Here is a 21293-nt window from a genome sequence, read left to right on the forward strand (position 1 = left end):
CGGCTGTTTTATGAATGAGGCCTGAAAGCGGCCAAGAGTAGCAAAGCCCGGCGGTTTCAGTCGTGGTTCAACCGGTCGGCGACACCGACGCAGATCGCCATGATCAGCTTCAGCTCCTTCTGTACGGTGCTCAATGACACGTCGAGCTTTTCGGCGATTTCCAGATAACTGTGCCCGTGCAAGCGGCTGAGGATGAAAATCTGTTGCTGGCGGCTGCTGAGTTCACTGAGGCTCACGTTCAAACGCTCCAGCAATTGTTTGGCATGGGCGGCGTCCTCGGCACTGCTGGCCGGCGCGGCGACGCTTTCGACCACGTCCGGCGGCACGTCGTCGAGCATCGTGCGCGACTGGATGCGCCGCGCCCGAAGATGGTCCAGCGCCAGGTTACGGGCGGTCTGGAAAACGAACGGCTCCAGGTGATCGATGGCCCGCTCGCTGAGGGCCCGGGTCACGCGCAGGTAGGTTTCCTGCAACAGGTCTTCGGCGGTGCTGTGATTGTTGACCATTCGCTCCAATGTGCGCAGCAGCGAAACCCGCTGGGCGATGAAGACGTGATTGAAGCGCGATTGACTCACGGGAAGACCTGATCCATTTCGATCAGATGATAATGCTTATCATCTGCGCGAGTGGTCAAGTGTTGATTTTCGCTGGTGTTCAACGAAGTCGAAAAACCGCTGGGAGCGGGTGAATGCCCTTTGGGAGCGGGCTTGCCCGCGAAAGCGGCCGGAGGTTTCGATGTTGGCGGTGCCGGCCCTAACGCGAGCAGGCTCGCTCCCACAGGTGGCCTGGGTGAACACAACCTTTGCATCCACCCCTAATGCCCTGCCTGGGAGACGTTACTCGGCGTTGCACAGCGCCAGGCAGTTATCGAGCATGCGGTTGGAGAAACCCCATTCGTTGTCGTACCAGGCCAGCACTTTGAGCAGCTTGCCGTTGGCCTTGGTGTGGTTGGCGTCGAAAATCGACGACAGCGGGTTATGGTTGAAGTCGCTGGAGACCAGCGGCAGGGTGTTGTAACCCAGGATTTTCGAATGCTGACTGGCCTGCCTGAGCAGTTCGTTGACTTCCTCGGCCGACGCTTCGCGCTTGAGTTGCACGGTCAGGTCCACCAGCGACACGTTGATGACCGGCACACGCACCGCCATGCCGGTCAGCTTGCCCGCCAGCTCCGGCAGCACCAGGCCGACCGCTTCGGCGGCGCCGGTCTTGCTCGGAATCATGTTCTGGGTGGCGGAGCGGGCGCGGTACGGGTCGGTGTGGTAGACGTCGGTCAGGTTCTGGTCGTTGGTGTAGGCGTGGATCGTGGTCATCAGGCCGCTTTCGATCCCCAGCTCGCGGTGCAGCACCTGGGCCACCGGGGCCAGGCAGTTGGTGGTGCACGATGCGTTGGAAATGACCTGGTGGGACTGGCGCAGGATGTCGTGGTTGACGCCATAGACCACCGTGGCGTCGGCGCCCTTGGCCGGGGCCGAGATGATGACTTTGCGCGCACCGGCCGTAATGTGTGCGGCGGCCTTGGCCCGGTCGGTGAACAGACCGGTGCATTCGAAGACCACGTCGATTCTTTCCGCAGCCCAGGGCAGGTCGGCCGGGTTGCGAATGGCGCTGACCGCAATACGGTCACCGTTGACGGTCAGGCTCTCTTGGTCGTGCTGGACATCGGCGTCGAACGTGCCGTGAACAGTGTCGTACTTGAGTAAGTGAGCATTGATCGCGCTGTCGCCCAGGTCGTTGATGGCGACGATCTGCAAATCCTGGCGGTAGCCCTGGGTATACAGTGCGCGCAGGACGTTGCGGCCGATACGGCCAAAACCATTGATTGCGATTCGAAGAGTCATTAACAGGGCCGCCGTCGATTTGTTGTTGGAATTACAAGATTATTCGCAAAAAAATAGAAAACAAGCCTTTTTAGTGGCAATATTTTGTTCAATCTACAACGAGTGACCTGAATCAACTGGTCCGAATGATCAAGCACACCGTCTGTCATTCCATCGACACCGGTCCCTGGTCAGCATAGACAATCAGGTCGCCACATCCGTTAGCCTGGAGTTCTGAACATGCATCCCCGCGTCCTTGAGGTCACCGAACGGCTTATCGCTCGCAGTCGTGCCACCCGTGAGGCTTACCTTGCGCTCATTCGCGGTGCCGCCAGCGACGGTCCGATGCGCGGCAAGCTGCAATGCGCCAACTTCGCCCATGGCGTGGCCGGTTGCGGCAGCGAGGACAAGCACAGCCTGCGGATGATGAACGCCGCGAACATCGCAATTGTTTCGTCATATAACGACATGCTCTCGGCGCACCAGCCGTACGAAGTGTTCCCGGAACTGATCAAGAAGGCCCTGCGCGAGATCGGCTCGGTCGGTCAGTTCGCCGGGGGCACGCCGGCCATGTGCGACGGCGTGACCCAGGGTGAGCCGGGCATGGAGCTGAGCCTGCCGAGCCGCGAAGTGATTGCGCTGTCCACCGCAGTGGCGCTGTCCCACAACATGTTCGATGGCGCACTGATGCTCGGCATCTGCGACAAGATCGTGCCGGGCCTGATGATGGGCGCGCTGCGCTTCGGCCACCTGCCGATGGTGTTCGTGCCCGGCGGGCCGATGGTCTCGGGGATTTCCAACAAGCAGAAAGCCGATGTGCGCCAGCGCTATGCCGAAGGCAAGGCCACGCGCGAAGAGCTGCTGGAATCGGAAATGAAGTCCTACCACAGTCCCGGCACCTGCACCTTCTACGGCACCGCCAACACCAACCAATTGCTGATGGAGGTCATGGGCCTGCACTTGCCGGGCGCCTCCTTCGTCAACCCGAACACGCCCCTGCGCGATGCCCTGACCCGCGAAGCGGCGCATCAGGTCACGCGCCTGACCCAGCAGAACGGCAACTTCATGCCCATCGGCGAAATCGTCGACGAGCGCTCGCTGGTCAACTCCATCGTTGCCCTGCACGCCACTGGCGGCTCGACCAACCACACCTTGCACATGCCGGCCATCGCCATGGCGGCGGGCATTCAACTGACCTGGCAGGACATGGCCGACCTCTCCGAAGTCGTGCCGACCCTGAGCCACGTCTACCCGAACGGCAAAGCCGACATCAACCATTTCCAGGCAGCAGGCGGCATGTCGTTCCTGATCCGCGAACTGCTGGACGCCGGGTTACTCCACGAGAACGTCAATACCGTGCTCGGCCATGGCCTGAGTCGCTACACCCAGGAGCCGTTCCTCGACAACGGCGAGCTGGTCTGGCGCGAAGGCGTGACCGAGAGCCTCGACGAAAGCATCCTGCGTCCGGTGGCTCGCGCGTTCTCGGCAGAGGGCGGCTTGCGGGTGATGGAGGGCAACCTCGGTCGCGGGGTGATGAAGGTCTCCGCCGTGGCGCTGGAAAACCAGATCGTCGAAGCCCCGGCCATGGTCTTCCAGGATCAACAGGACCTGGCCGATGCGTTCAAGGCCGGTCTGCTGGAGAAGGATTTCGTCGCTGTGATGCGCTTCCAGGGCCCGCGCTCCAACGGCATGCCGGAACTGCACAAGATGACGCCGTTCCTTGGCGTCCTGCAGGACCGCGGCTTCAAGGTCGCGCTGGTGACCGACGGGCGCATGTCCGGTGCCTCGGGGAAAATCCCGGCGGCCATTCACGTCAGCCCCGAAGCGTATGTGGGCGGCGCTTTGGCGCGCGTGCAAGAGGGCGATATCATCCGCGTCGATGGCGTCAAAGGCACCCTGGAGCTTAAGGTGGACGCCGAGGCATTCGCCGCACGCACGCCGGCCAAGGGCCTGTTGGGCAACAACATCGGCACCGGTCGCGAGCTGTTCGGTTTCATGCGCATGGCGTTCAGCTCCGCAGAGCAGGGCGCCAGCGCCTTCACTTCTGCCCTGGAGACGCTTAATTGAAACTGGCTTTGGTCGGTGACATCGGTGGGACCAACGCACGTTTCGCGTTGTGGAAAAACCAGCAGTTGGAATCGGTCCAGGTCCTGGCGACGGCCGATCATGCCAGCCCGGAGGAGGCCATTGCCCTCTACCTGAGCGGGCTCGGCCTGGCGTCGGGTTCGATCGGCTCGGTATGCCTGTCGGTGGCCGGCCCGGTGAGCGGCGACGAATTCAAGTTCACCAACAATCACTGGCGCCTGAGTCGCAAGGCGTTCTGCCAGACCCTGCAAGTGGACCGCTTGCTGCTGGTCAACGACTTCTCGGCGATGGCGCTGGGCATGACCCGTTTGCAGCCCGGCGAATTCCGCGTGGTCTGCGAGGGCACGCCGGAACCGCTGCGCCCGGCCGTGGTGATCGGTCCGGGCACGGGCCTGGGCGTCGGCACTCTGCTGGACCTGGGTGCCGGCCGTTTTGCCGCGTTGCCGGGGGAGGGCGGTCACGTCGATCTGCCTCTGAGCAGCCCACGGGAAACCCAGTTGTGGCAGCACATCTTCAACGAGATCGGTCATGTCAGTGCGGAAACGGCGCTGAGCGGTGGTGGCTTGCCGCGCGTCTACCGGGCGATCTGCGCGGTGGATGGGCATGAGCCGGTGCTGGATACGCCGGAGTCGATCACGGCCGCTGGCCTGGCAGGCGACCCGGTCGCCCTGGAAGTGCTGGAGCAGTTCTGCTGCTGGCTGGGTCGCGTGGCCGGCAACAACGTGTTGACCACCGGGGGGCGCGGCGGTGTGTACATCGTCGGCGGGGTCGTTCCGCGCTTTGCCGATTTCTTTCTCGAAAGCGGTTTTGCCCGGTGCTTTGCCGACAAGGGTTGCATGAGTGATTACTTCAAGGGCATTCCGGTGTGGCTGGTGACAGCGCCGTATTCCGGGCTGGTGGGCGCGGGTGTGGCGCTCGATCAATCCTGAGTTGAAATGCGATCAACTGTGGGAGCGAGCAAGCCCGCTCCCACATGGATCATGTGGTGTTTGCATATCCAGCGCTTGAGGCATAATCCGCCCCAATTTCAAACAACAAGGACGCCGCCCCCGTGAGCTCAGTCAACAAGTCGATATTGTTGGTCGATGACGATCAAGAGATACGCGAGTTGCTGGACACCTACCTGACCCGTGCCGGTTTCCAGGTGCGTACCACGCCCGACGGCGCCGGTTTTCGCCAGGCCTTGAACGAGGCGCCGAGCGACCTGGTCATCCTCGATGTGATGCTGCCCGACGAAGACGGCTTCAGCCTCTGCCGCTGGGTTCGCCAGCACCCGCGCCAGGCGCAGGTGCCGATCATCATGCTCACGGCCAGTTCCGACGAAGCCGACCGGGTCATCGGCCTGGAACTGGGCGCCGACGATTACCTGGGCAAACCCTTCAGTCCCCGTGAATTGCAGGCGCGCATCAAGGCTTTGCTGCGTCGCGCGCAGTTCGGGCAGGAGCGTTCCGGCGGTGAAGTGCTGGCCTTCGACGACTGGCGACTGGACATGGTCAGCCATCGGCTGTTCCACACCGACGGCGAGGAAGTGATTCTCTCCGGCGCCGATTTCGCCCTGCTGAAACTGTTCCTCGATCACCCTCAGGAAATCCTCGACCGCGACACCATCGGCAATGCCACCCGGGGTCGCGACCTGATGCCGCTGGATCGCATCGTCGACATGGCGGTCAGCCGTCTGCGTCAACGCCTGCGCGATACCGAAAAACCGCCGCGGCTGATCCGTACCGTGCGCGGCAGTGGCTACCAGCTGGCGGCCAATGTGGTTGCCAGCAATGGTCACTGAGTTCTTCCGCAAGCTGGCCAGCAAAGTACCGGTCCCGCGCTCGCTGCTCGGGCGGATGCTCCTGCTGACACTGCTGGCGGTGTTGTTCGCCCAGGCGTTGTCGAGTGTGATCTGGGTCTCGCAGTTGCGCGCCACGCAATTGGAGGGCCTGGTCACCAGTGCCCGCAGCCTGGCGCATTCGATGACGGCCAGTGTCAGTTACCTGCGCTCTTTGCCCGTGGCCTATCGCCCGCTGGTGCTCGACCAGTTGCGCAGCATGGGCGGCACGCGGTTCGTGGTGACCCTCAACGACAAACCCCTGGGCATGCAAGTGCTGCCGATCACGCCGCGCAAGCTGGCGGTGATGAAGGCCGTGGATGGCGTGTTGCGCCAGTCCCTTGGTCAGGACACGGACATCTCGGTGTCGTTCGTCAGTCCCGAGGATCTGCGCATCTTCAACGGCGGTCTGAAGCTCGATGAGTTGCCACGCTCCTGGGCGCATTACGCGCTGACCCTGGAGCCGGTGAACCCACCGGTGCTGGTCACGCAGATCCAGATGGCGCCGGGTGAATGGCTGTACATCGCCTCGCTGTTGCCCGAGCCCTACACCAGCCTGGAAGAGCAGGGCCTGCCGGCCCAGCAAGTGTGGTTCATTGTCCTCACCAGCGGTTTTCTCCTGCTGTTCATCGGCCTGCTGGTGCACTGGCAAAGCCGGCCGCTCAAGCGCCTGGCACGGGCGGCGCGGGAAATGTCGCTGGGGGCGGACGTCGAGCCGGTGGCACAGGGCGGCGGCAGTGAAGTGGTGGAAGTGGGTCGTGCGTTCAACGCCATGCGCGAGCGCATCAGCCGTTACCTCACCGAACGCAGCCAATTGTTCAGCGCGATTTCCCACGACCTGCGCACGCCGATCACCCGCTTGCGCCTGCGCGTCGAGCTGCTCGAAGACGAGAAGCTGCAAGCCAAGTTCGGCCGTGATCTGGATGAACTGGAGCTGCTGGTCAAAGGCGCGCTGCAATGCGTGAAAGACACCGACATCCACGAAAACATCGAGCCGGTGGACCTCAATCATGTGCTCGACTGCCTGGTCGAACCGTATCTGGCACCCCAAGGCAATGGTCGCGTGACCCAGGATGGCCGGGCGCTGGCGGCCTATCCCGGAAAACCCCTGGCACTCAAGCGCTGCATCGGCAATCTGATCGACAACGCTTTGAAGTACGGGCAGAACGCGCACCTGCATATCGATGACGACGAGAACGCCTTTGTCCTGCATGTCGATGACGAAGGGCCGGGCGTGCCGGAGCAGCGGCTGGAACAGGTGTTCGAACCCCACTTCCGCCTGTCCGGGCAGCAACAGGGTTATGGATTGGGGTTGGGGATCGCCCGCAACATTGCCCACAGCCATGGTGGCGAGGTCAGCCTGCAGAACCTGCGTGAGGGCGGGTTGAGGGTGACGCTGCAGTTGCCGCGCAATGCTGACTAGCCAGGACCGAGTCGCCCCCATCGCGAGCAGGCTCGCTCCCACAGGTTTCTCGTGTGTTCATGGATTTTGTGAACGACACAGGACCCTGTGGGAGCGAGCCTGCTCGCGATGGCGTCAGACCAGTCAACACATTCACGCAAGGCTGAATGTCACCATTCAGTGACATAACCCACCCCCTTCGTTACAAGCCCGCCGGCGCCCGTTGTTTAGACTGCCCTCCAGTCATAACAACAAGAAAGGCCGCCCATGCACACCACTCCACCCGTTCCCGGCAATTGGCTGGACGCACCGGCCCATCAGCCATGGCTCGCCGCCGAAGGCTTGCGCCTGCTGGCGTTTGCCAAGGCGTCGAAACTGCCCGAAGGTTTCGGCAACCTGGATGAAAAGGGCCGGCTGCCGGCCAATGCCCAGGCCGAAACGATGAACACCGCGCGCATGACCCACAGCTTCGCCATGGCGCATATTCAAGGTCTGCCGGGGTTTGCCGAGCTGGTCGATCACGGCGTCCAGGCGCTCAGCGGTGCGTTGAAGGATGCCGTGCACGGCGGCTGGTTCGCCAGCGCCCATCACGCCGATGGCAACACCGGCAAGGCCGCTTACCTGCACGCCTTCGTGGCCCTCGCCGCCAGCTCCGCCGTGGTCGCGCAGCGCCCCGGCGCACAGGCCCTGCTCGATGATGCGATGCAGATCATCGACACGCATTTCTGGAGCGAGGAGGAGGGCGCGATGCGCGAATCCTTCAGTCGCGACTGGCGTGACGAAGAAGCGTATCGCGGCGCCAACAGCAACATGCACGCCACCGAGGCATTCCTCGCCCTGGCCGATGTCACGGGTGAACAGCGCTGGTTGAGTCGTGCGCAGCGCATCGTCGAGCGCGTGATCCATGGCCATGCCGCGGCCAATGGTTACTTGGTGGTCGAGCATTTCGATCGCGACTGGCAACCCTTGCGCGAGTACAACCACGATAACCCTGCCGACGGCTTCCGTCCTTACGGCACCACGCCGGGCCATGGTTTCGAATGGGCGCGGCTGGTGCTGCACCTCGAAGCCGCGCGCGTGCAGGCCGGCATGCTGACGCCGGGTTGGCTGGTCAGCGACGCGCAACAACTCTTCGAACACAACTGCCGCCACGGCTGGAACATCGACGGCTTGCCGGGGATCGTCTACACCCTCGACTGGGACAATCGGGCGGTGGTGCGTCACCGCCTGCACTGGACCCATTGCGAAGCCAGCGCCGCTGCCAGCGCGTTGTTCAAGCGCACGGGCGAGGCGCAGTACGAAGCCTGGTACCGACGGTTCTGGGCATTTTGCGATCAGTATTTCATCGATCGCGAAGACGGCAGCTGGCACCATGAACTCAACCCGCAGAACCGGCCCAGTGCCGATATCTGGGCGGGCAAGCCCGATCTGTATCACGCCTGGCAAGCCGTGCTGATCCCGCGCCTGCCGCTGGCGCCGAGCATGGCCAGTGCCCTGGCAGGGTTGTCCCAGAGCATTTCCATGTAACCATGCGGTGACATTCACGCGTCCCTTCGTTACCTGCGAGGGGAACGCTCCTGTTTAAAATCCCATGCAGCGCAAGCACCAGACTTGCAATGCATAACAACAAGAAAGGTACTTCTAGATGAATGCGATTTCTCGCCTCGCTACTGTCATTTCTATCGCCTCCCTGTTTCCCCTCAGTGCCCTTGCCGACGCTTCCAAAGGTTCCGTGGAAGTCGTTCACTGGTGGACGTCCGGTGGCGAAAAGGCAGCGGTCGATGTGCTCAAGGCCCAAGTCGAAAAAGACGGTTTCACCTGGAAGGACGGCGCAGTTGCCGGGGGCGGCGGTTCCACCGCCATGACCGTGCTCAAGAGCCGTGCCGTGGCCGGTAACCCGCCAGGCGTTGCCCAGATCAAGGGCCCGGACATCCAGGAGTGGGGCAGCACCGGCCTGCTCAGCACCGACACCCTCAAGGATGTCGCCAAGGCTGAAAACTGGGATGGCCTGTTGTCGAAGAAAGTCTCCGACACCGTCAAATACGAAGGCGACTACGTGGCCGTGCCGGTGAACATCCACCGCGTCAACTGGCTGTGGATCAACCCGCAAGTGTTCAAGAAAGCCGGGATCGACAAAGCCCCGACCACCCTCGAAGAATTCTATGCCGCTGGCGACAAGCTCAAGGCCGCCGGCTTCATCGCGCTCGCCCACGGCGGCCAGCCGTGGCAGGACAGCACCGTGTTCGAAGACGTGGTGCTCTCGGTCATGGGCGCCGACGGTTACAAGAAAGCCCTGGTGGACCTCGACCAGAAAACCCTGGCGGGCGCCGACATGACCAAGGCGTTCACCGAGCTGAAGAAAATCACCACCTACATGGACCCGAACCGTGCCGGTCGTGACTGGAACATCGCTGCCGCCGACGTCATCAACGGCAAGGCCGGCATGCAGATGATGGGTGACTGGGCCAAGAGCGAATGGACGGCGGCGAAGAAAGTCGCCGGCAAGGACTATCAGTGCGTGGCCTTCCCGGGCACCGACAAATCCTTCACCTACAACATCGATTCGCTGGCCGTGTTCAAGCTCAAGGCCGATCGCAAGGGTGACATCGCCGCGCAACAGGACCTGGCCAAGGTCGCGTTGGGCACCGACTTCCAGAAAGTCTTCAGCATCAACAAGGGATCGATTCCGGTCCGCACCGACATGCTGAACGAGATGGACAAGCTCGGCTTCGACGCCTGCGCGCAAACCGCGGCCAAGGACTTCCTGGCGGATGACAAGACCGGCGGCCTGCAACCGAGCATGGCGCACAACATGGCCACTTCCCTGGCCGTGCAAGGCGCGATCTTCGACGTGGTCACCAACTTCATGAACGACAAGGACGCCGACCCGGCCAAGGCCAGCGCGCAATTGGCTTCGGCGGTCAAAGCGGCGCAGTAATCATATCCCTGCGTGGATTCCCCTGTGGGAGCGAGCCTGCTCGCGATAGCTGACTGACATCCATCTCGATGTCGGCCGGTACACCGCTAACGCGAGCAGGCTCGCTCCCACACGGGGGCTCCTGCGATCCTTACTTCTTCACCTGGATTATCCCGATGAGCTCTGTGGCGGTTTTCAGCAAAGCCTCACCGTTCGATGCGCTGCAGCGCTGGTTGCCCAAGTTGGTACTGGCGCCGAGCATGCTGATCGTGCTGGTTGGTTTCTACGGTTACATCATCTGGACGTTCATTCTGTCCTTCACCAATTCCAGCTTCATGCCGAGCTACAAGTGGGTCGGCCTGCAGCAATACATGCGCCTGATGGACAACGACCGCTGGTGGGTCGCGAGCAAGAACCTCGCGCTCTTCGGCGGCATGTTCATCGGCATCAGCCTGATCCTCGGCGTGTTCCTCGCCGTGCTGCTGGACCAGCGCATTCGCAAGGAAGGCTTCATTCGTACCGTCTACCTGTACCCGATGGCACTGTCGATGATCGTCACCGGTACCGCGTGGAAATGGCTGCTCAACCCGGGCCTGGGCCTGGACAAGATGCTGCGTGACTGGGGCTGGGAAGGCTTCCGTCTGGATTGGCTGGTGGATCAGGATCGCGTGGTCTATTGCCTGGTGATCGCCGCCGTGTGGCAAGCCTCGGGCTTTGTGATGGCGATGTTCCTCGCCGGCCTGCGCGGCGTCGATCAGTCGATCATCCGTGCCGCGCAAGTCGACGGCGCGAGCCTGCCGACCATCTACCTGAAGATCGTGTTGCCGAGCCTGCGCCCGGTGTTCTTCAGTGCCTTCATGATCCTCGCGCACATCGCGATCAAGAGCTTCGACCTGGTCGCGGCGATGACGGCGGGCGGTCCGGGCTACTCGTCCGACCTGCCGGCGATGTTCATGTATTCCTTCACCTTCAGCCGAGGACAGATGGGCATCGGGTCGGCCAGCGCCATGCTGATGCTCGGTGCCGTGCTGACCATTCTCGTGCCGTACCTGTACTCCGAGCTGCGAGGCAAGCGCCATGACTAATCAACTCGGCAAACCGGCGCTCAGCTTCAGCCGCATCGCCATCTACGCCACCTTGCTGCTGGCGGCGGCGGTGTACCTGATCCCGCTGGTGGTGATGCTGCTGACCAGTTTCAAGACCCCGGAAGACATTCGCACCGGCAACCTGCTGAGCTGGCCGGCGGTGATCGACGGCATCGGCTGGGTCAAGGCCTGGGACGTGGTCGGCGGCTACTTCTGGAACTCGGTGAAAATCACCGTGCCGGCCGTGCTGATCTCGACCTTCATTGGCGCAATGAACGGCTACGTACTGTCGATGTGGCGTTTCCGCGGCTCGCAACTGTTCTTCGGCCTGCTGCTGTTCGGTTGCTTCCTGCCGTTCCAGACCGTGCTGCTGCCGGCCTCGTTCACCCTGGGCAAGTTCGGCCTGGCCAACACCACCACCGGCCTGGTGCTGGTGCACGTGGTCTACGGCCTGGCGTTTACCACGCTGTTCTTCCGCAACTACTACGTGAGCGTTCCGGATGCGCTGGTCAAGGCCGCGCGCCTGGATGGCGCGGGCTTCTTCACCATCTTCTGGAAGATCCTGCTGCCGATGTCGATCCCGATCGTCATGGTCTGCCTGATCTGGCAGTTCACCCAGATCTGGAACGATTTCCTGTTCGGCGTGGTGTTCGCCAGTGGCGATGCCCAGCCAATCACCGTGGCCCTGAACAACCTGGTCAACACCAGCACCGGGGCCAAGGAATACAACGTTGATATGGCGGCCGCGATGATCGCCGGGCTGCCGACACTGCTGGTCTACATATTCGCTGGCAAGTATTTCCTGCGTGGGCTGACGTCCGGCGCGGTCAAGGGGTAGAAACATGGCAACTCTCGAATTACGCAACGTCAACAAGACCTATGGCGCCGGTTTGCCGGACACCCTGAAAAACATCGAGCTGAAGATCGACGACGGGGAATTCCTGATCCTGGTCGGCCCCTCGGGTTGCGGCAAATCCACGCTGATGAACTGCATCGCCGGCCTGGAAACCATCAGCGGCGGGGCGATCCTGGTGGACGACGCCGACATCAGCGGCATGAGCCCGAAAGACCGGGACATTGCCATGGTGTTTCAGTCCTACGCGCTGTACCCGACCATGAGCGTGCGCGACAACATCGCGTTCGGCCTGAAGATCCGCAAGATGCCGACCGCCGAAATCGACGAGGAAGTCGCCCGTGTCGCCAAGCTGTTGCAGATCGAGCACCTGCTGGGCCGCAAGCCCGGCCAGCTCTCCGGTGGCCAGCAGCAGCGCGTGGCGATGGGCCGTGCCCTGGCGCGGCGGCCGAAGATCTACCTGTTCGACGAACCGCTGTCCAACCTCGATGCCAAGCTGCGGGTCGAGATGCGCACCGAAATGAAACTGATGCACCAGCGCCTGAAAACCACCACGGTCTACGTGACCCACGACCAGATCGAAGCGATGACCCTGGGCGACAAGGTGGCGGTGATGAAGGACGGCATCATCCAGCAGTTCGGCACGCCGAAGGACATCTACAACAACCCGGCCAACCTGTTCGTGGCGAGCTTCATCGGTTCGCCGCCGATGAACTTCATCCCCCTGCGCCTGCAACGCAAGGACGGCCGTCTGCTGGCGCTGCTCGACAGCGGCCAGGCGCGCTGCGAATTGCCGCTGGGCACGCAGGACGCCGGTCTCGAAAACCGCGAAGTGATCCTTGGTATCCGCCCGGAGCAGATCGCACTGGCGACCAGCGACGGCAATGGATTGCCGACCATTCGCGCCGAGGTGCAAGTCACCGAACCGACCGGACCCGACACCCTGGTGTTCGTCAATCTCAACGAGACCAAGGTCTGCTGCCGCCTGGCGCCGGATGTTGCGCCGCAGGTGGGCGAGACCCTGACCCTGCAGTTCGACCCCTCGAAAGTGCTGCTGTTTGATGCGAAGACCGGGGAACGCCTCGGCGAGGCCGGTGTGCCGAAGGTCGGGAACCACGCGGCGAACGTCGCTCAATTCAAGGGCCGCTGAAGAACACGTGCGGGAGCGGGCCTGCTCGCTCCCACCAGGGGGAAATCCGTGACGGGCGGCCTGTCGTCCGCCACAACCGCTGTAACCGCGTTAAACAAAAGTTAATAACAATAAAACGAGGAATGTAGGGATGAAGAAGAACAACAACGCCCAGTTGATCTGCCAGTTATCGGCAGTTGCGGCAATGATGCTGGCCGGTAGCGTCCAGGCGGCTGACGCGTTTGCCGCCGACTCCGAATGGATGACCGGTGACTGGGGTGGTGAGCGGACCCGCCTGATCGAGCAGGGTATCGACATCAAAATGGATTACGTCGGTGAAGTCGGTGGCAACCTGCACGGCGGCTACAACAACGACAAGACGGCGCGTTACTCCGACCAGTTTGGCCTCGGCGTCGCCCTGGATCTGCAAAAGCTCTGGGGCTGGGATAACACCCAGGCGAAGATCCAGCTGACCAACCGTAACGGCGAAAACATCTCCAACGACCGCGTGGGCGACCCGCGTGCCGGCACCCTGAGTTCGTCCCAGGAAGTCTACGGCCGTGGCCACATGGTTCGCCTGACCCAACTGTGGATCAAGCACCAGTTCCTCGATGGCAAGCTGGACGTCAAGGCCGGTTACTTCGGTGAAGGCGAAGACTTCAACACCTTCCCGTGCGAATTCCAGAACCTGGCGTTCTGCGGTTCCCAGGTGGGTAACTGGGCCACCAACATCTGGTACAACTGGCCGGTCAGCCAGGCGGCCATCCGCGTGAAGTACAACATCTCGCCGGAGTTCTATGCGCAGATCGGCGCCTATAACCAGAACCCGTCGCAACTGGAACACGGCAACGGCTTCAAGCTCAGCGGCAGCGGTACCAAGGGCACCGTGCTGCCGGTGGAACTGGTGTGGTTGCCTAACCCAGGCAATCTGCCGGGCGAATACCGTGTCGGTTACTACAAGAGCACGGCCAAGGCCGATGACGTTCGTGAAGACGTGAACGGTGATGACGCGGCCACCAGCGGCAATGCCTATCGCAGCCACAGCAGCAAGTCCGGCTACTGGTTCGTGGCGCAGCAACAACTCACCAGCCACAACGGTGACGCGTCGCGCGGTCTGACCCTTTCCGCCAACGCAACCTTCCACGACAAGGACACCAACATCGTCGACAACTACCAGTCGCTGATGCTGGTGTACAAGGGCCCGTTCGATGCGCGTCCGAAGGATGACGTCGGTATCGGTTTCGCCCGTATCCATGTCAACGATGACGTGAAGAAGAACGCCGAGCTGGTCAACGCTGCCAATGGTGTCGGCGATTACCAGGACCCGTTGTTCTCGCCCCTGCGCGACACCGAATACAACTACGAAATCAACTACGGCTTCCATGTGACCAACTGGCTGACCGTGCGTCCCAACCTGCAATACATCACTCACCCAGGCGGTGTGGATGAAGTCGACAACGCGCTGGTCGCCGGTCTGAAAATTCAGTCGGTGTTCTAACGCTGTTGCGATAAGCTCCTCTCTATGTGCGCATTTTTGCGGACGGCCCAGGCTGTCCGCTTTTTTTTGGGAGGGCGGCGCACCCCGGTGGCAGATGAATTTCAGGACCGTGGCACATGCATGAGCATCCGCTACAACGCTTCTTCAAATCCTTGCGCGAACGTCCGGTGTTCGCCTGGGAGCGCTATCAGAAGCGCGATGTGCTGGTGATCGATCACCCGCTGTGTCAGGCGGTGTTCAGCCGGCAAGGCGCGCAATTGCTGCACTTTCAGCCCAGGGGGCAGAAACCCTGGCTCTGGTGCGCGGCGAGATGGCCACACGTGGGCGCCATTCGCGGTGGCGTGCCGGTGTGCTGGCCGTGGTACGGCCGGCATCCGAGCGAAAACGCCTGGCCGTCCCATGGCTGGGCCCGCTTGCTTGACTGGAAGCTGCTCGACAGCCGCCATGACGACGACGGTGTGCGCCTGCACTGGCGCCTGGAGTTGTGTGACTGGCAGGTGGACCTGCATGCGCACCTGGGCGAGCGCATGGAATTGCGCCTGAGCACCGAGCATCAGGACAGCCTGCCGTGCCAGTTGAGTCAGGCGTTGCACGCCTATTGGCGTATTGGCGACGTCGGTGAGGTAGCGCTGTCTGGGCTCGAAGGCGCGCAGGGTTACGACCAGCTCAACCGTCAGGTTTGCCAGCAGGAAGGCGAGTTACGGGTGGAGGGCGGCTGTCAGCGGGTGTTCCAGCACGAGGGTGAATTGCAGCTCAAGGACCATGCCTGGCAGCGCGAATTGTGCATCGATACCGGCGAAACCGCCGATACGGTGGTCTGGCATCCCGGCTCGCGGCCGTTGCTGGGGGTGAGCTGGGACGAGGTGTCGGAGTTTGTCTGCGTGGAAGCCGCCAGCGGTGGCACCGATAGCCTTTGCCTCAAGCCTGGAGAGCGGGCGCACTTGAGTTTGCAGGCGCGGGTGGGGGTTTAGGCGCCGGGACTGTGGTGTCGCATCTGGCTTCATCGCGAGCAGGCTCGCTCCCACAGGTTTTGTGCTCGACGCGATCACTGTGGGAGCGAGCCTGCTCGCGATGGCGGAGGATCTGCCACTGCAGATTCTGGATCAGTTGAACTCATCCCCCACCGGATACCGGCTCGCATTCAGGCTTTCCTTGATCTTGCGCAAATGCGGCTGGAAATCCACGCCACGGCGCAGGGTCATGCCGGTGGCCAGTACGTCCAGCACCGTCAGTTGAATGATCCGCGAGGTCATCGGCATGTAGATGTCGGTGTCTTCAGGCAGCGGAATGTTCAGGCTCAAGGTACTGGCCTTGGCCAGCGGTGAGTTTTCGGCGGTCAGGCCCAGCACCGAAGCGCCGTTTTCCCGGGCGATACGCGCCACTTCCACCAGTTCGCGGGTGCGGCCGGTGTAGGAAATGATCACGAACAGTTCACCGGTGTGCGCCACCGAGGCAATCATGCGCTGCATCAGCACGTCGGCATGGGCCGTGACGGCCAGGTTGAAACGGAAGAACTTGTGCTGCGCATCCAGTGCCACCGGCGCGGAGGCGCCGAGGCCGAAGAAGTGGATCTGCCGGGCCTGGATCAACAGGTCGACGGCGCGGCTGATCAGGCTCGGGTCCAGGGCTTGCAGAGCGCTGTCCAGGGAGGCAATGGCACTGCCGAAAATCTTCTTGGTATAGGCTTCCGGGTTGTCGTCGGCTTCCACTGCGCGGCTGACGTACGCGGCGCCGCTGGCCAGGCTCTGGGCCAGCTGCAACTTGAGTTCCGGGTAACCGCTGACGCCGAACGAACGGCAGAAGCGGTTGACCGTCGGTTCACTGACCGAAGCGGCCTGGGCGAGGGCGGCAATGCTGAACCGGGTGGCCTGCTGTGGGTTGAGCAGGATCACCTCGGCGACTTTGCGCTCGGCCTTGTTCAGCTCTTCAAGGCGATTCTGGATCTGCTCCAGTAAATTTCGCACGCGGTCCATATAAGCATCCTTGACACCTGCGCGGATAAGCGCACGGCTATGCAAAAAGGGCCTTTGATGGGGCCCGTAACGGTGGCCTATCCTACTGATGGCTCCGACCGACCACCACTCGGAATCTGTATTTTGCGGAAATGTTGTGGTTATTACTACATTTTCCCTTGAGTGATGCCTTGAAAAAAGGTATTTGTAGCTTAACTTGATAAAAGAACAAACATCATGCCTTCGATTACGGTTGAACCGTGCACCTTCGCCCTGTTCGGCGCCCTTGGCGACCTGGCCTTGCGCAAGCTGTTTCCTGCCCTGTATCAGCTCGATGGCGCCGGCCTGCTGCACGAGGACACGCGCATCATCGCGCTGGCCCGTGAGCCCGGCAGCGAGCAGGAGCACCTGACGTTCATCGCTTCCGAGCTGCGCCGATATGTCGGTGCCAAAGAGCTGGACGAAGCAGTGGTCGAACGTTTCCTGGCGCGCCTGACCTATCTGCATGTCGATTTCCTCAAGTCCGAAGATTACGTGGCCCTGGCCGAACTGGCCGGCACCACCCAGCGACTGATTGCCTACTTCGCCACGCCGGCCGCCGTCTACGGTGCGATCTGCGAGAACCTGGCCAAGGTCGGCCTGGCGGAAAACACCCGTGTGGTGCTGGAAAAACCCATCGGCTCGGACCTCGAATCCTCGCGCACGGTCAATGACGCCGTGGCGCAGTTCTTCCCGGAGAACCGCACGTACCGCATCGACCACTATCTGGGCAAAGAGACCGTCCAGAACCTGATCGCCCTGCGTTTCGCCAACAGCCTGTTCGAAACCCAGTGGAACCAGAACTACATCTCCCACGTGGAAATCACCGTGGCCGAGAAAGTCGGGATCGAAGGCCGCTGGGGCTACTTCGACAAGGCCGGCCAATTGCGGGACATGATCCAGAATCACCTGCTGCAGCTGCTCTGCCTGATCGCCATGGACCCGCCGGCCGACCTGTCCGCCGACAGCATCCGTGACGAGAAAGTCAAAGTGCTCAAGGCCCTGGCGCCGATCAGTCCGGAAGGCCTGACCACGCAGGTGGTTCGCGGCCAGTACATCGCCGGTTACAGCGAAGGCAAACCGGTGCCGGGCTATCTTGAAGAGCCCAATTCCAACACCCAGAGCGACACCGAAACCTTCGTCGCCCTGCGTGCCGACATCCGTAACTGGCGCTGGGCCGGCGTGCCGTTCTACCTGCGCACCGGCAAGCGCATGCCGCAGAAGCTGTCGCAGATCGTCATCCATTTCAAGGAACCGTCGCACTACATCTTTGCGCCGGAACAGCGTCTGCAGATCAGTAACAAGCTGATTATCCGCCTGCAACCGGACGAAGGCATTTCCCTGCGGGTGATGACCAAGGACCAGGGCCTGGACAAGGGCATGCAACTGCGCAGCGGTCCGCTGCAACTGAATTTTTCCGACACCTGGCGCAGCGCACGGATTCCCGATGCCTACGAGCGATTGTTGCTGGAAGTGATGCGCGGCAATCAGAACCTGTTTGTCCGCAAAGATGAAATCGAAGCCGCGTGGAAGTGGTGTGACCAGTTGATCGCCGGCTGGAAAAAGTCCGGCGATGCGCCCAAGCCGTACGCGGCCGGGTCCTGGGGGCCAATGAGCTCCATTGCACTGATCACGCGGGACGGGAGGTCGTGGTATGGCGATATCTGATTTGAAACTGCCGCAGGGCGTCAGCGCCCATGCGTTCAAGAGCCCGGTGCTGTTGGCCGAGAGCCTGGCGCTGAACGTGGCCAAGCAATTGAGTGCGGCGATCGACACTCAGGGCACCGCGACGCTGGTGGTCTCCGGCGGTCGCAGTCCCGTGGCGTTTTTCCAGCATTTGGCCAAGCAGGCGCTGGACTGGTCTAACGTCGTGGTCAGCCTGGCGGACGAGCGCTGGGTGCCGGTGGAGCACGCCGACAGCAATGCCGGTCTGCTCAAGAAATACCTGTTGCAGGGGCCGGCAGCCAAGGCGCAATTCCTCAGCCTGTACAGCGCCAGCGCCAATCTGGAACAGGCCGCCGAGCACGCCGACCGGTTGCTCTCCGAATTGCCGGTGATCGACGTGCTGGTGCTGGGCATGGGCGACGACGGGCATACGGCGTCGCTGTTCCCCAACAGCCCGAACCTCGCCGAGGCCTTGAAGGCCGACGGCACGCGTCGATGCTATCCGATGCTGGCGCCGACCGTGCCGCATCAACGCCTGACCATGAGTCGTGCGCTGCTGGCATCGGCCAAACACAAGATTCTGTCGATTTCCGGTCAGTCCAAGCTGACCACCCTGAACACCGCACTGGCCGGTGACGATGTCGCCGCACTGCCGATTCGCGCATTTCTGCAACCTACGTTAGAGATTTACTGGTGCCCATGAGCCAAGGAACAGCCGCTATGACAAACCCATCCCCGACCGTTTCCATGGCGGATAAAGTTGCCCTGATCGACAGCCTCGCCGCCAAGGCGCGGATCCTGCCGGTGATCACCATCGCTCGTGAACAGGACGTCCTGCCGCTGGCCGATGCCCTGGCCGCCGGTGGCCTGACCGCCCTGGAAGTGACCCTGCGTTCGCAGTTCGGCCTCAAGGCGATCCAGATCCTGCGCGAGCAGCGTCCGGAGCTGGTGACCGGTGCCGGTACCGTGCTCGATCGGCAGATGCTGGCGGCTGCCGAAGCGGCCGGTTCGCAATTCATCGTGACCCCGGGCATTACTCGTGACCTGCTGGAAGCCAGCGTCGACAGCCCGATTCCGCTGCTGCCGGGCATCAGCAACGCGTCGGGCATCATGGAAGGCTATGGCCTGGGCTATCGCCGCTTCAAGCTGTTCCCGGCGGAAGTCAGCGGTGGCGTCGCAGCCATCAAGGCCCTCGGCGGCCCGTTCGGCGAGGTGAAATTCTGCCCGACCGGCGGCGTCGGCCCGGCCAACATCAAGAGCTACATGGCGTTGAAAAACGTCATGTGCGTGGGCGGTAGCTGGATGCTGGATCCCGAGTGGATCAAGAACGGCGACTGGGCCCGCATTCAGGAATGCACCGCCGAGGCCTTGGCGCTGCTGGACTGATCGACCCGACACTTCGTTGTGTGTTCTACGGCTTTTGGGTGCGCTTGGTCGGCGCACCTTTTTTTTGCCCGCCAGAAAGCCACCGTCGCGCGCCGGTAGGCGCGAGCCTGCTCGCGAGAGTCGTCAGCGGTGACGCGGTTTGTCAGGAGGCCAGCGGTGTCTGGACCTTCCTCGCGAGCAAGCTAGCTCCAACAGGGAGAGGGCATCAGCTCAGCTGTGTCAACGCCGCAACCAACTGCCTCATATGCTCGGCCGTCGTGGTCAGCCCCGGCGTGATTCGAATGCACGGGCCACAGGCCGCCCCGCTACGGACCAAGGTGAACAGGTTGAAGTCGTTGAGCAGTCGCTCGACCATCGTCTGTTGATCGACCTGCGCGGTGAAGCGCAACGAGGTGATGCCGCAATACAGTCGGGGATCGTCCGGGGTCAGGACCTCGATGCCCGGCAGCTCGCGCACCGCGCGGACCCACAGGTCGCGCAGGTAGTTGAGTCGGGTGCCCTTGGCGGCGGCTCCGCCCATGGCCCTGTGTTCCTCGAACACCAGCGGCAGGGTCAGCAGCGCCGGAATGTTGGGGGTGCTGTAGGGTGTGCGCCCTAGAATGTCGGTGACCGGGAAATGCATTTCGCCCATGTCCGGGTCGATGTCGGCCAGGCGATGGGGGGCGATGTAGATGAAGCCCAGGGTCAGCGGCGCGCCGATCCACTTGTGCAGGTTGAACCCGGCGAACTCGATGCCCAGTTCAGCGAGGTCGAACTCGATCTGCCCGAGGGCATGGGCGCCGTCCAGGATCACATCGACGCCATGCTCCCTGGCGGCAGCGGCGATCGCCTGTACCGGCATCACCAGCCCGGTGCGGTGGGTGACGTGGGTCAGCGCCATCAGCTTGAGTCTGGGATGACGCGCAAAGGCGTCGCGATAGGTCTCCAGCAGGCTGTCGAAGCTGGCGGGGTGCGTGTGCTCGATCTCGATCACTTCGACACCGCGATGGCGTGCCAGCCAACGCATCGCGCCCTTGACCGTGTCGTACTCCAGGTCGCAGATCAGCACTTGGTCGCCCGGTTGCAGGCGATTGTAATTGCGGATCAGCGACTGCAGGGCGTCCGAGGCGTTGCGGGTAAAGGCAACGCTGTCCACCGGCACGTCGATCAACTCGGCGAGCCGGGTGCGGATCCTCACGCCGTCGGCCTTTTCGAAGCGCTGGCGCACATACACCGAGTTGCTGCGGTTGATCAGTTCGATGTTGCGCTGGTACTCCTCGACCACCGTGCGCGACATGCGGCCGAAGTAGCCGTTTTCCAGATTGACCGGACCGGACTCGACGGCGTAGCGATCGGCGAAGGTTTTCCAGAACAGTTCATCACGGGCGCGGCGGGTGTTATCGGGCATAAGGACAACTCAGTGGCGAGGGGCGGGTTTGCCATGTTTGGCACGTAACGGCTCGAGCAACTCCGACAGACCGTTGTGATCGATTTCCTGCATCAGGGCCAGCAGCCCGCCCAATTCGCCATGGGGAAAGCCTTCCCGGGCGAACCAGTTGAGGTAGGGACCGGGCAGGTCGGCAATGATGCGACCCTTGTATTTGCCAAAGGGCATTTCGCGGGTAATCAGCAGTTCCAGCTTTTCAGGGTTCATCGGTGGCTCGTCT

The 21293-nt window shown here is 62.3% G+C and carries 19 protein-coding genes; 14 read left to right on the forward strand and 5 right to left on the reverse strand.

Translation table 11 applies throughout. From position 1 onward, the window contains the following. Window positions 1-56: 56 nt before the first annotated feature. Both IB249_RS14015 and gap read right to left on the reverse strand, forming a co-directional pair. On the reverse strand, window positions 57-575 hold the full coding sequence (locus IB249_RS14015) for an RNA polymerase sigma factor (RefSeq protein ID WP_192305613.1): 519 nt from the start codon (window positions 573-575) through the stop codon (window positions 57-59). Window positions 576-836: 261 nt separating this feature from the next. Further along, entirely contained in the window at window positions 837-1838 is a 1002-nt protein-coding gene (gene gap, locus IB249_RS14020) for a type I glyceraldehyde-3-phosphate dehydrogenase (RefSeq protein ID WP_192305615.1), read from the reverse strand. A gap of 219 nt (window positions 1839-2057) precedes the next feature. Here gap and edd point away from each other — a divergent pair, with 219 nt between their 5' ends. The 11 genes from edd (at window position 2058) to IB249_RS14075 (ending at window position 15576) form a co-directional block, all read left to right on the forward strand. Continuing rightward, window positions 2058-3884, forward strand: a complete 1827-nt coding sequence (gene edd, locus IB249_RS14025; RefSeq protein ID WP_192305617.1) for a phosphogluconate dehydratase — start codon at window positions 2058-2060, stop codon at window positions 3882-3884. After that, a complete protein-coding gene (locus IB249_RS14030) occupies window positions 3881-4831 on the forward strand; it encodes a glucokinase (protein ID WP_192305619.1) in 951 nt (316 codons plus the stop codon). Before edd ends, IB249_RS14030 begins: the two co-directional genes overlap by 4 nt. A gap of 122 nt (window positions 4832-4953) precedes the next feature. Beyond that, a complete protein-coding gene (locus tag IB249_RS14035; RefSeq protein WP_192305621.1) occupies window positions 4954-5685 on the forward strand; it encodes a response regulator in 732 nt (243 codons plus the stop codon). Beyond that, window positions 5675-7144 carry an ATP-binding protein gene (locus IB249_RS14040; protein WP_192305623.1) on the forward strand — a complete coding sequence of 490 codons (1470 nt, stop codon included), beginning with the start codon at window positions 5675-5677 and terminating at the stop codon, window positions 7142-7144. The genes IB249_RS14035 and IB249_RS14040 overlap by 11 nt, the downstream gene beginning before the upstream one ends. 246 nt (window positions 7145-7390) lie before the next feature. After that, complete coding sequence (locus IB249_RS14045) at window positions 7391-8650, forward strand: AGE family epimerase/isomerase (RefSeq protein WP_192305626.1); 1260 nt, start codon at window positions 7391-7393, stop codon at window positions 8648-8650. Window positions 8651-8768: 118 nt separating this feature from the next. Next, window positions 8769-10061, forward strand: a complete 1293-nt coding sequence (locus IB249_RS14050) for an ABC transporter substrate-binding protein (protein WP_192305628.1) — start codon at window positions 8769-8771, stop codon at window positions 10059-10061. A gap of 155 nt (window positions 10062-10216) precedes the next feature. Further along, window positions 10217-11125 (forward strand): carbohydrate ABC transporter permease, encoded by a 909-nt coding sequence (locus tag IB249_RS14055; RefSeq protein ID WP_192305630.1) that lies wholly within the window; start codon window positions 10217-10219, stop codon window positions 11123-11125. After that, window positions 11118-11963 carry a carbohydrate ABC transporter permease gene (locus IB249_RS14060; protein ID WP_192305632.1) on the forward strand — a complete coding sequence of 282 codons (846 nt, stop codon included), beginning with the start codon at window positions 11118-11120 and terminating at the stop codon, window positions 11961-11963. The genes IB249_RS14055 and IB249_RS14060 overlap by 8 nt, the downstream gene beginning before the upstream one ends. Window positions 11964-11967: 4 nt before the next feature. Next, the gene (locus tag IB249_RS14065; protein WP_192305634.1) at window positions 11968-13128 is read left to right on the forward strand and encodes an ABC transporter ATP-binding protein; all 1161 of its coding nucleotides are present in this window, start codon (window positions 11968-11970) and stop codon (window positions 13126-13128) included. A gap of 130 nt (window positions 13129-13258) precedes the next feature. Then, window positions 13259-14605, forward strand: coding sequence for a carbohydrate porin (locus IB249_RS14070; RefSeq protein WP_192305636.1), 1347 nt, complete (start codon window positions 13259-13261; stop codon window positions 14603-14605). Between the two features lie 116 nt (window positions 14606-14721). Beyond that, window positions 14722-15576, forward strand: a complete 855-nt coding sequence (locus IB249_RS14075; protein ID WP_192305638.1) for a D-hexose-6-phosphate mutarotase — start codon at window positions 14722-14724, stop codon at window positions 15574-15576. 132 nt (window positions 15577-15708) lie between these two features. On the opposite strand, the gene IB249_RS14080 is transcribed toward IB249_RS14075, so the two are convergent. Beyond that, the gene (locus IB249_RS14080; protein WP_191623047.1) at window positions 15709-16569 is read right to left on the reverse strand and encodes a MurR/RpiR family transcriptional regulator; all 861 of its coding nucleotides are present in this window, start codon (window positions 16567-16569) and stop codon (window positions 15709-15711) included. Window positions 16570-16794: 225 nt separating this feature from the next. Between IB249_RS14080 and zwf the strand changes: the two genes are divergently transcribed. The 3 genes from zwf to IB249_RS14095 are packed head-to-tail and all read left to right on the forward strand — an operon-like array spanning window position 16795 to window position 19647. Continuing rightward, complete coding sequence (gene zwf, locus IB249_RS14085; RefSeq protein ID WP_192305640.1) at window positions 16795-18264, forward strand: glucose-6-phosphate dehydrogenase; 1470 nt, start codon at window positions 16795-16797, stop codon at window positions 18262-18264. Continuing rightward, entirely contained in the window at window positions 18251-18964 is a 714-nt protein-coding gene (gene pgl, locus IB249_RS14090; protein WP_192305642.1) for a 6-phosphogluconolactonase, read from the forward strand. The genes zwf and pgl overlap by 14 nt, the downstream gene beginning before the upstream one ends. A gap of 17 nt (window positions 18965-18981) precedes the next feature. Beyond that, on the forward strand, window positions 18982-19647 hold the full coding sequence (locus tag IB249_RS14095) for a bifunctional 4-hydroxy-2-oxoglutarate aldolase/2-dehydro-3-deoxy-phosphogluconate aldolase (protein ID WP_192305644.1): 666 nt from the start codon (window positions 18982-18984) through the stop codon (window positions 19645-19647). Between the two features lie 205 nt (window positions 19648-19852). On the opposite strand, the gene IB249_RS14100 is transcribed toward IB249_RS14095, so the two are convergent. Next, entirely contained in the window at window positions 19853-21034 is a 1182-nt protein-coding gene (locus IB249_RS14100) for an aminotransferase class V-fold PLP-dependent enzyme (RefSeq protein WP_192305646.1), read from the reverse strand. Between the two features lie 9 nt (window positions 21035-21043). Then, on the reverse strand, window positions 21044-21280 hold the full coding sequence (locus tag IB249_RS14105; protein WP_003213031.1) for a DUF3820 family protein: 237 nt from the start codon (window positions 21278-21280) through the stop codon (window positions 21044-21046). Window positions 21281-21293 lie beyond the last annotated feature (13 nt).

The sequence above is a fragment of the Pseudomonas sp. PDM04 genome, from assembly GCF_014851765.1.
Classification (GTDB): domain Bacteria; phylum Pseudomonadota; class Gammaproteobacteria; order Pseudomonadales; family Pseudomonadaceae; genus Aquipseudomonas.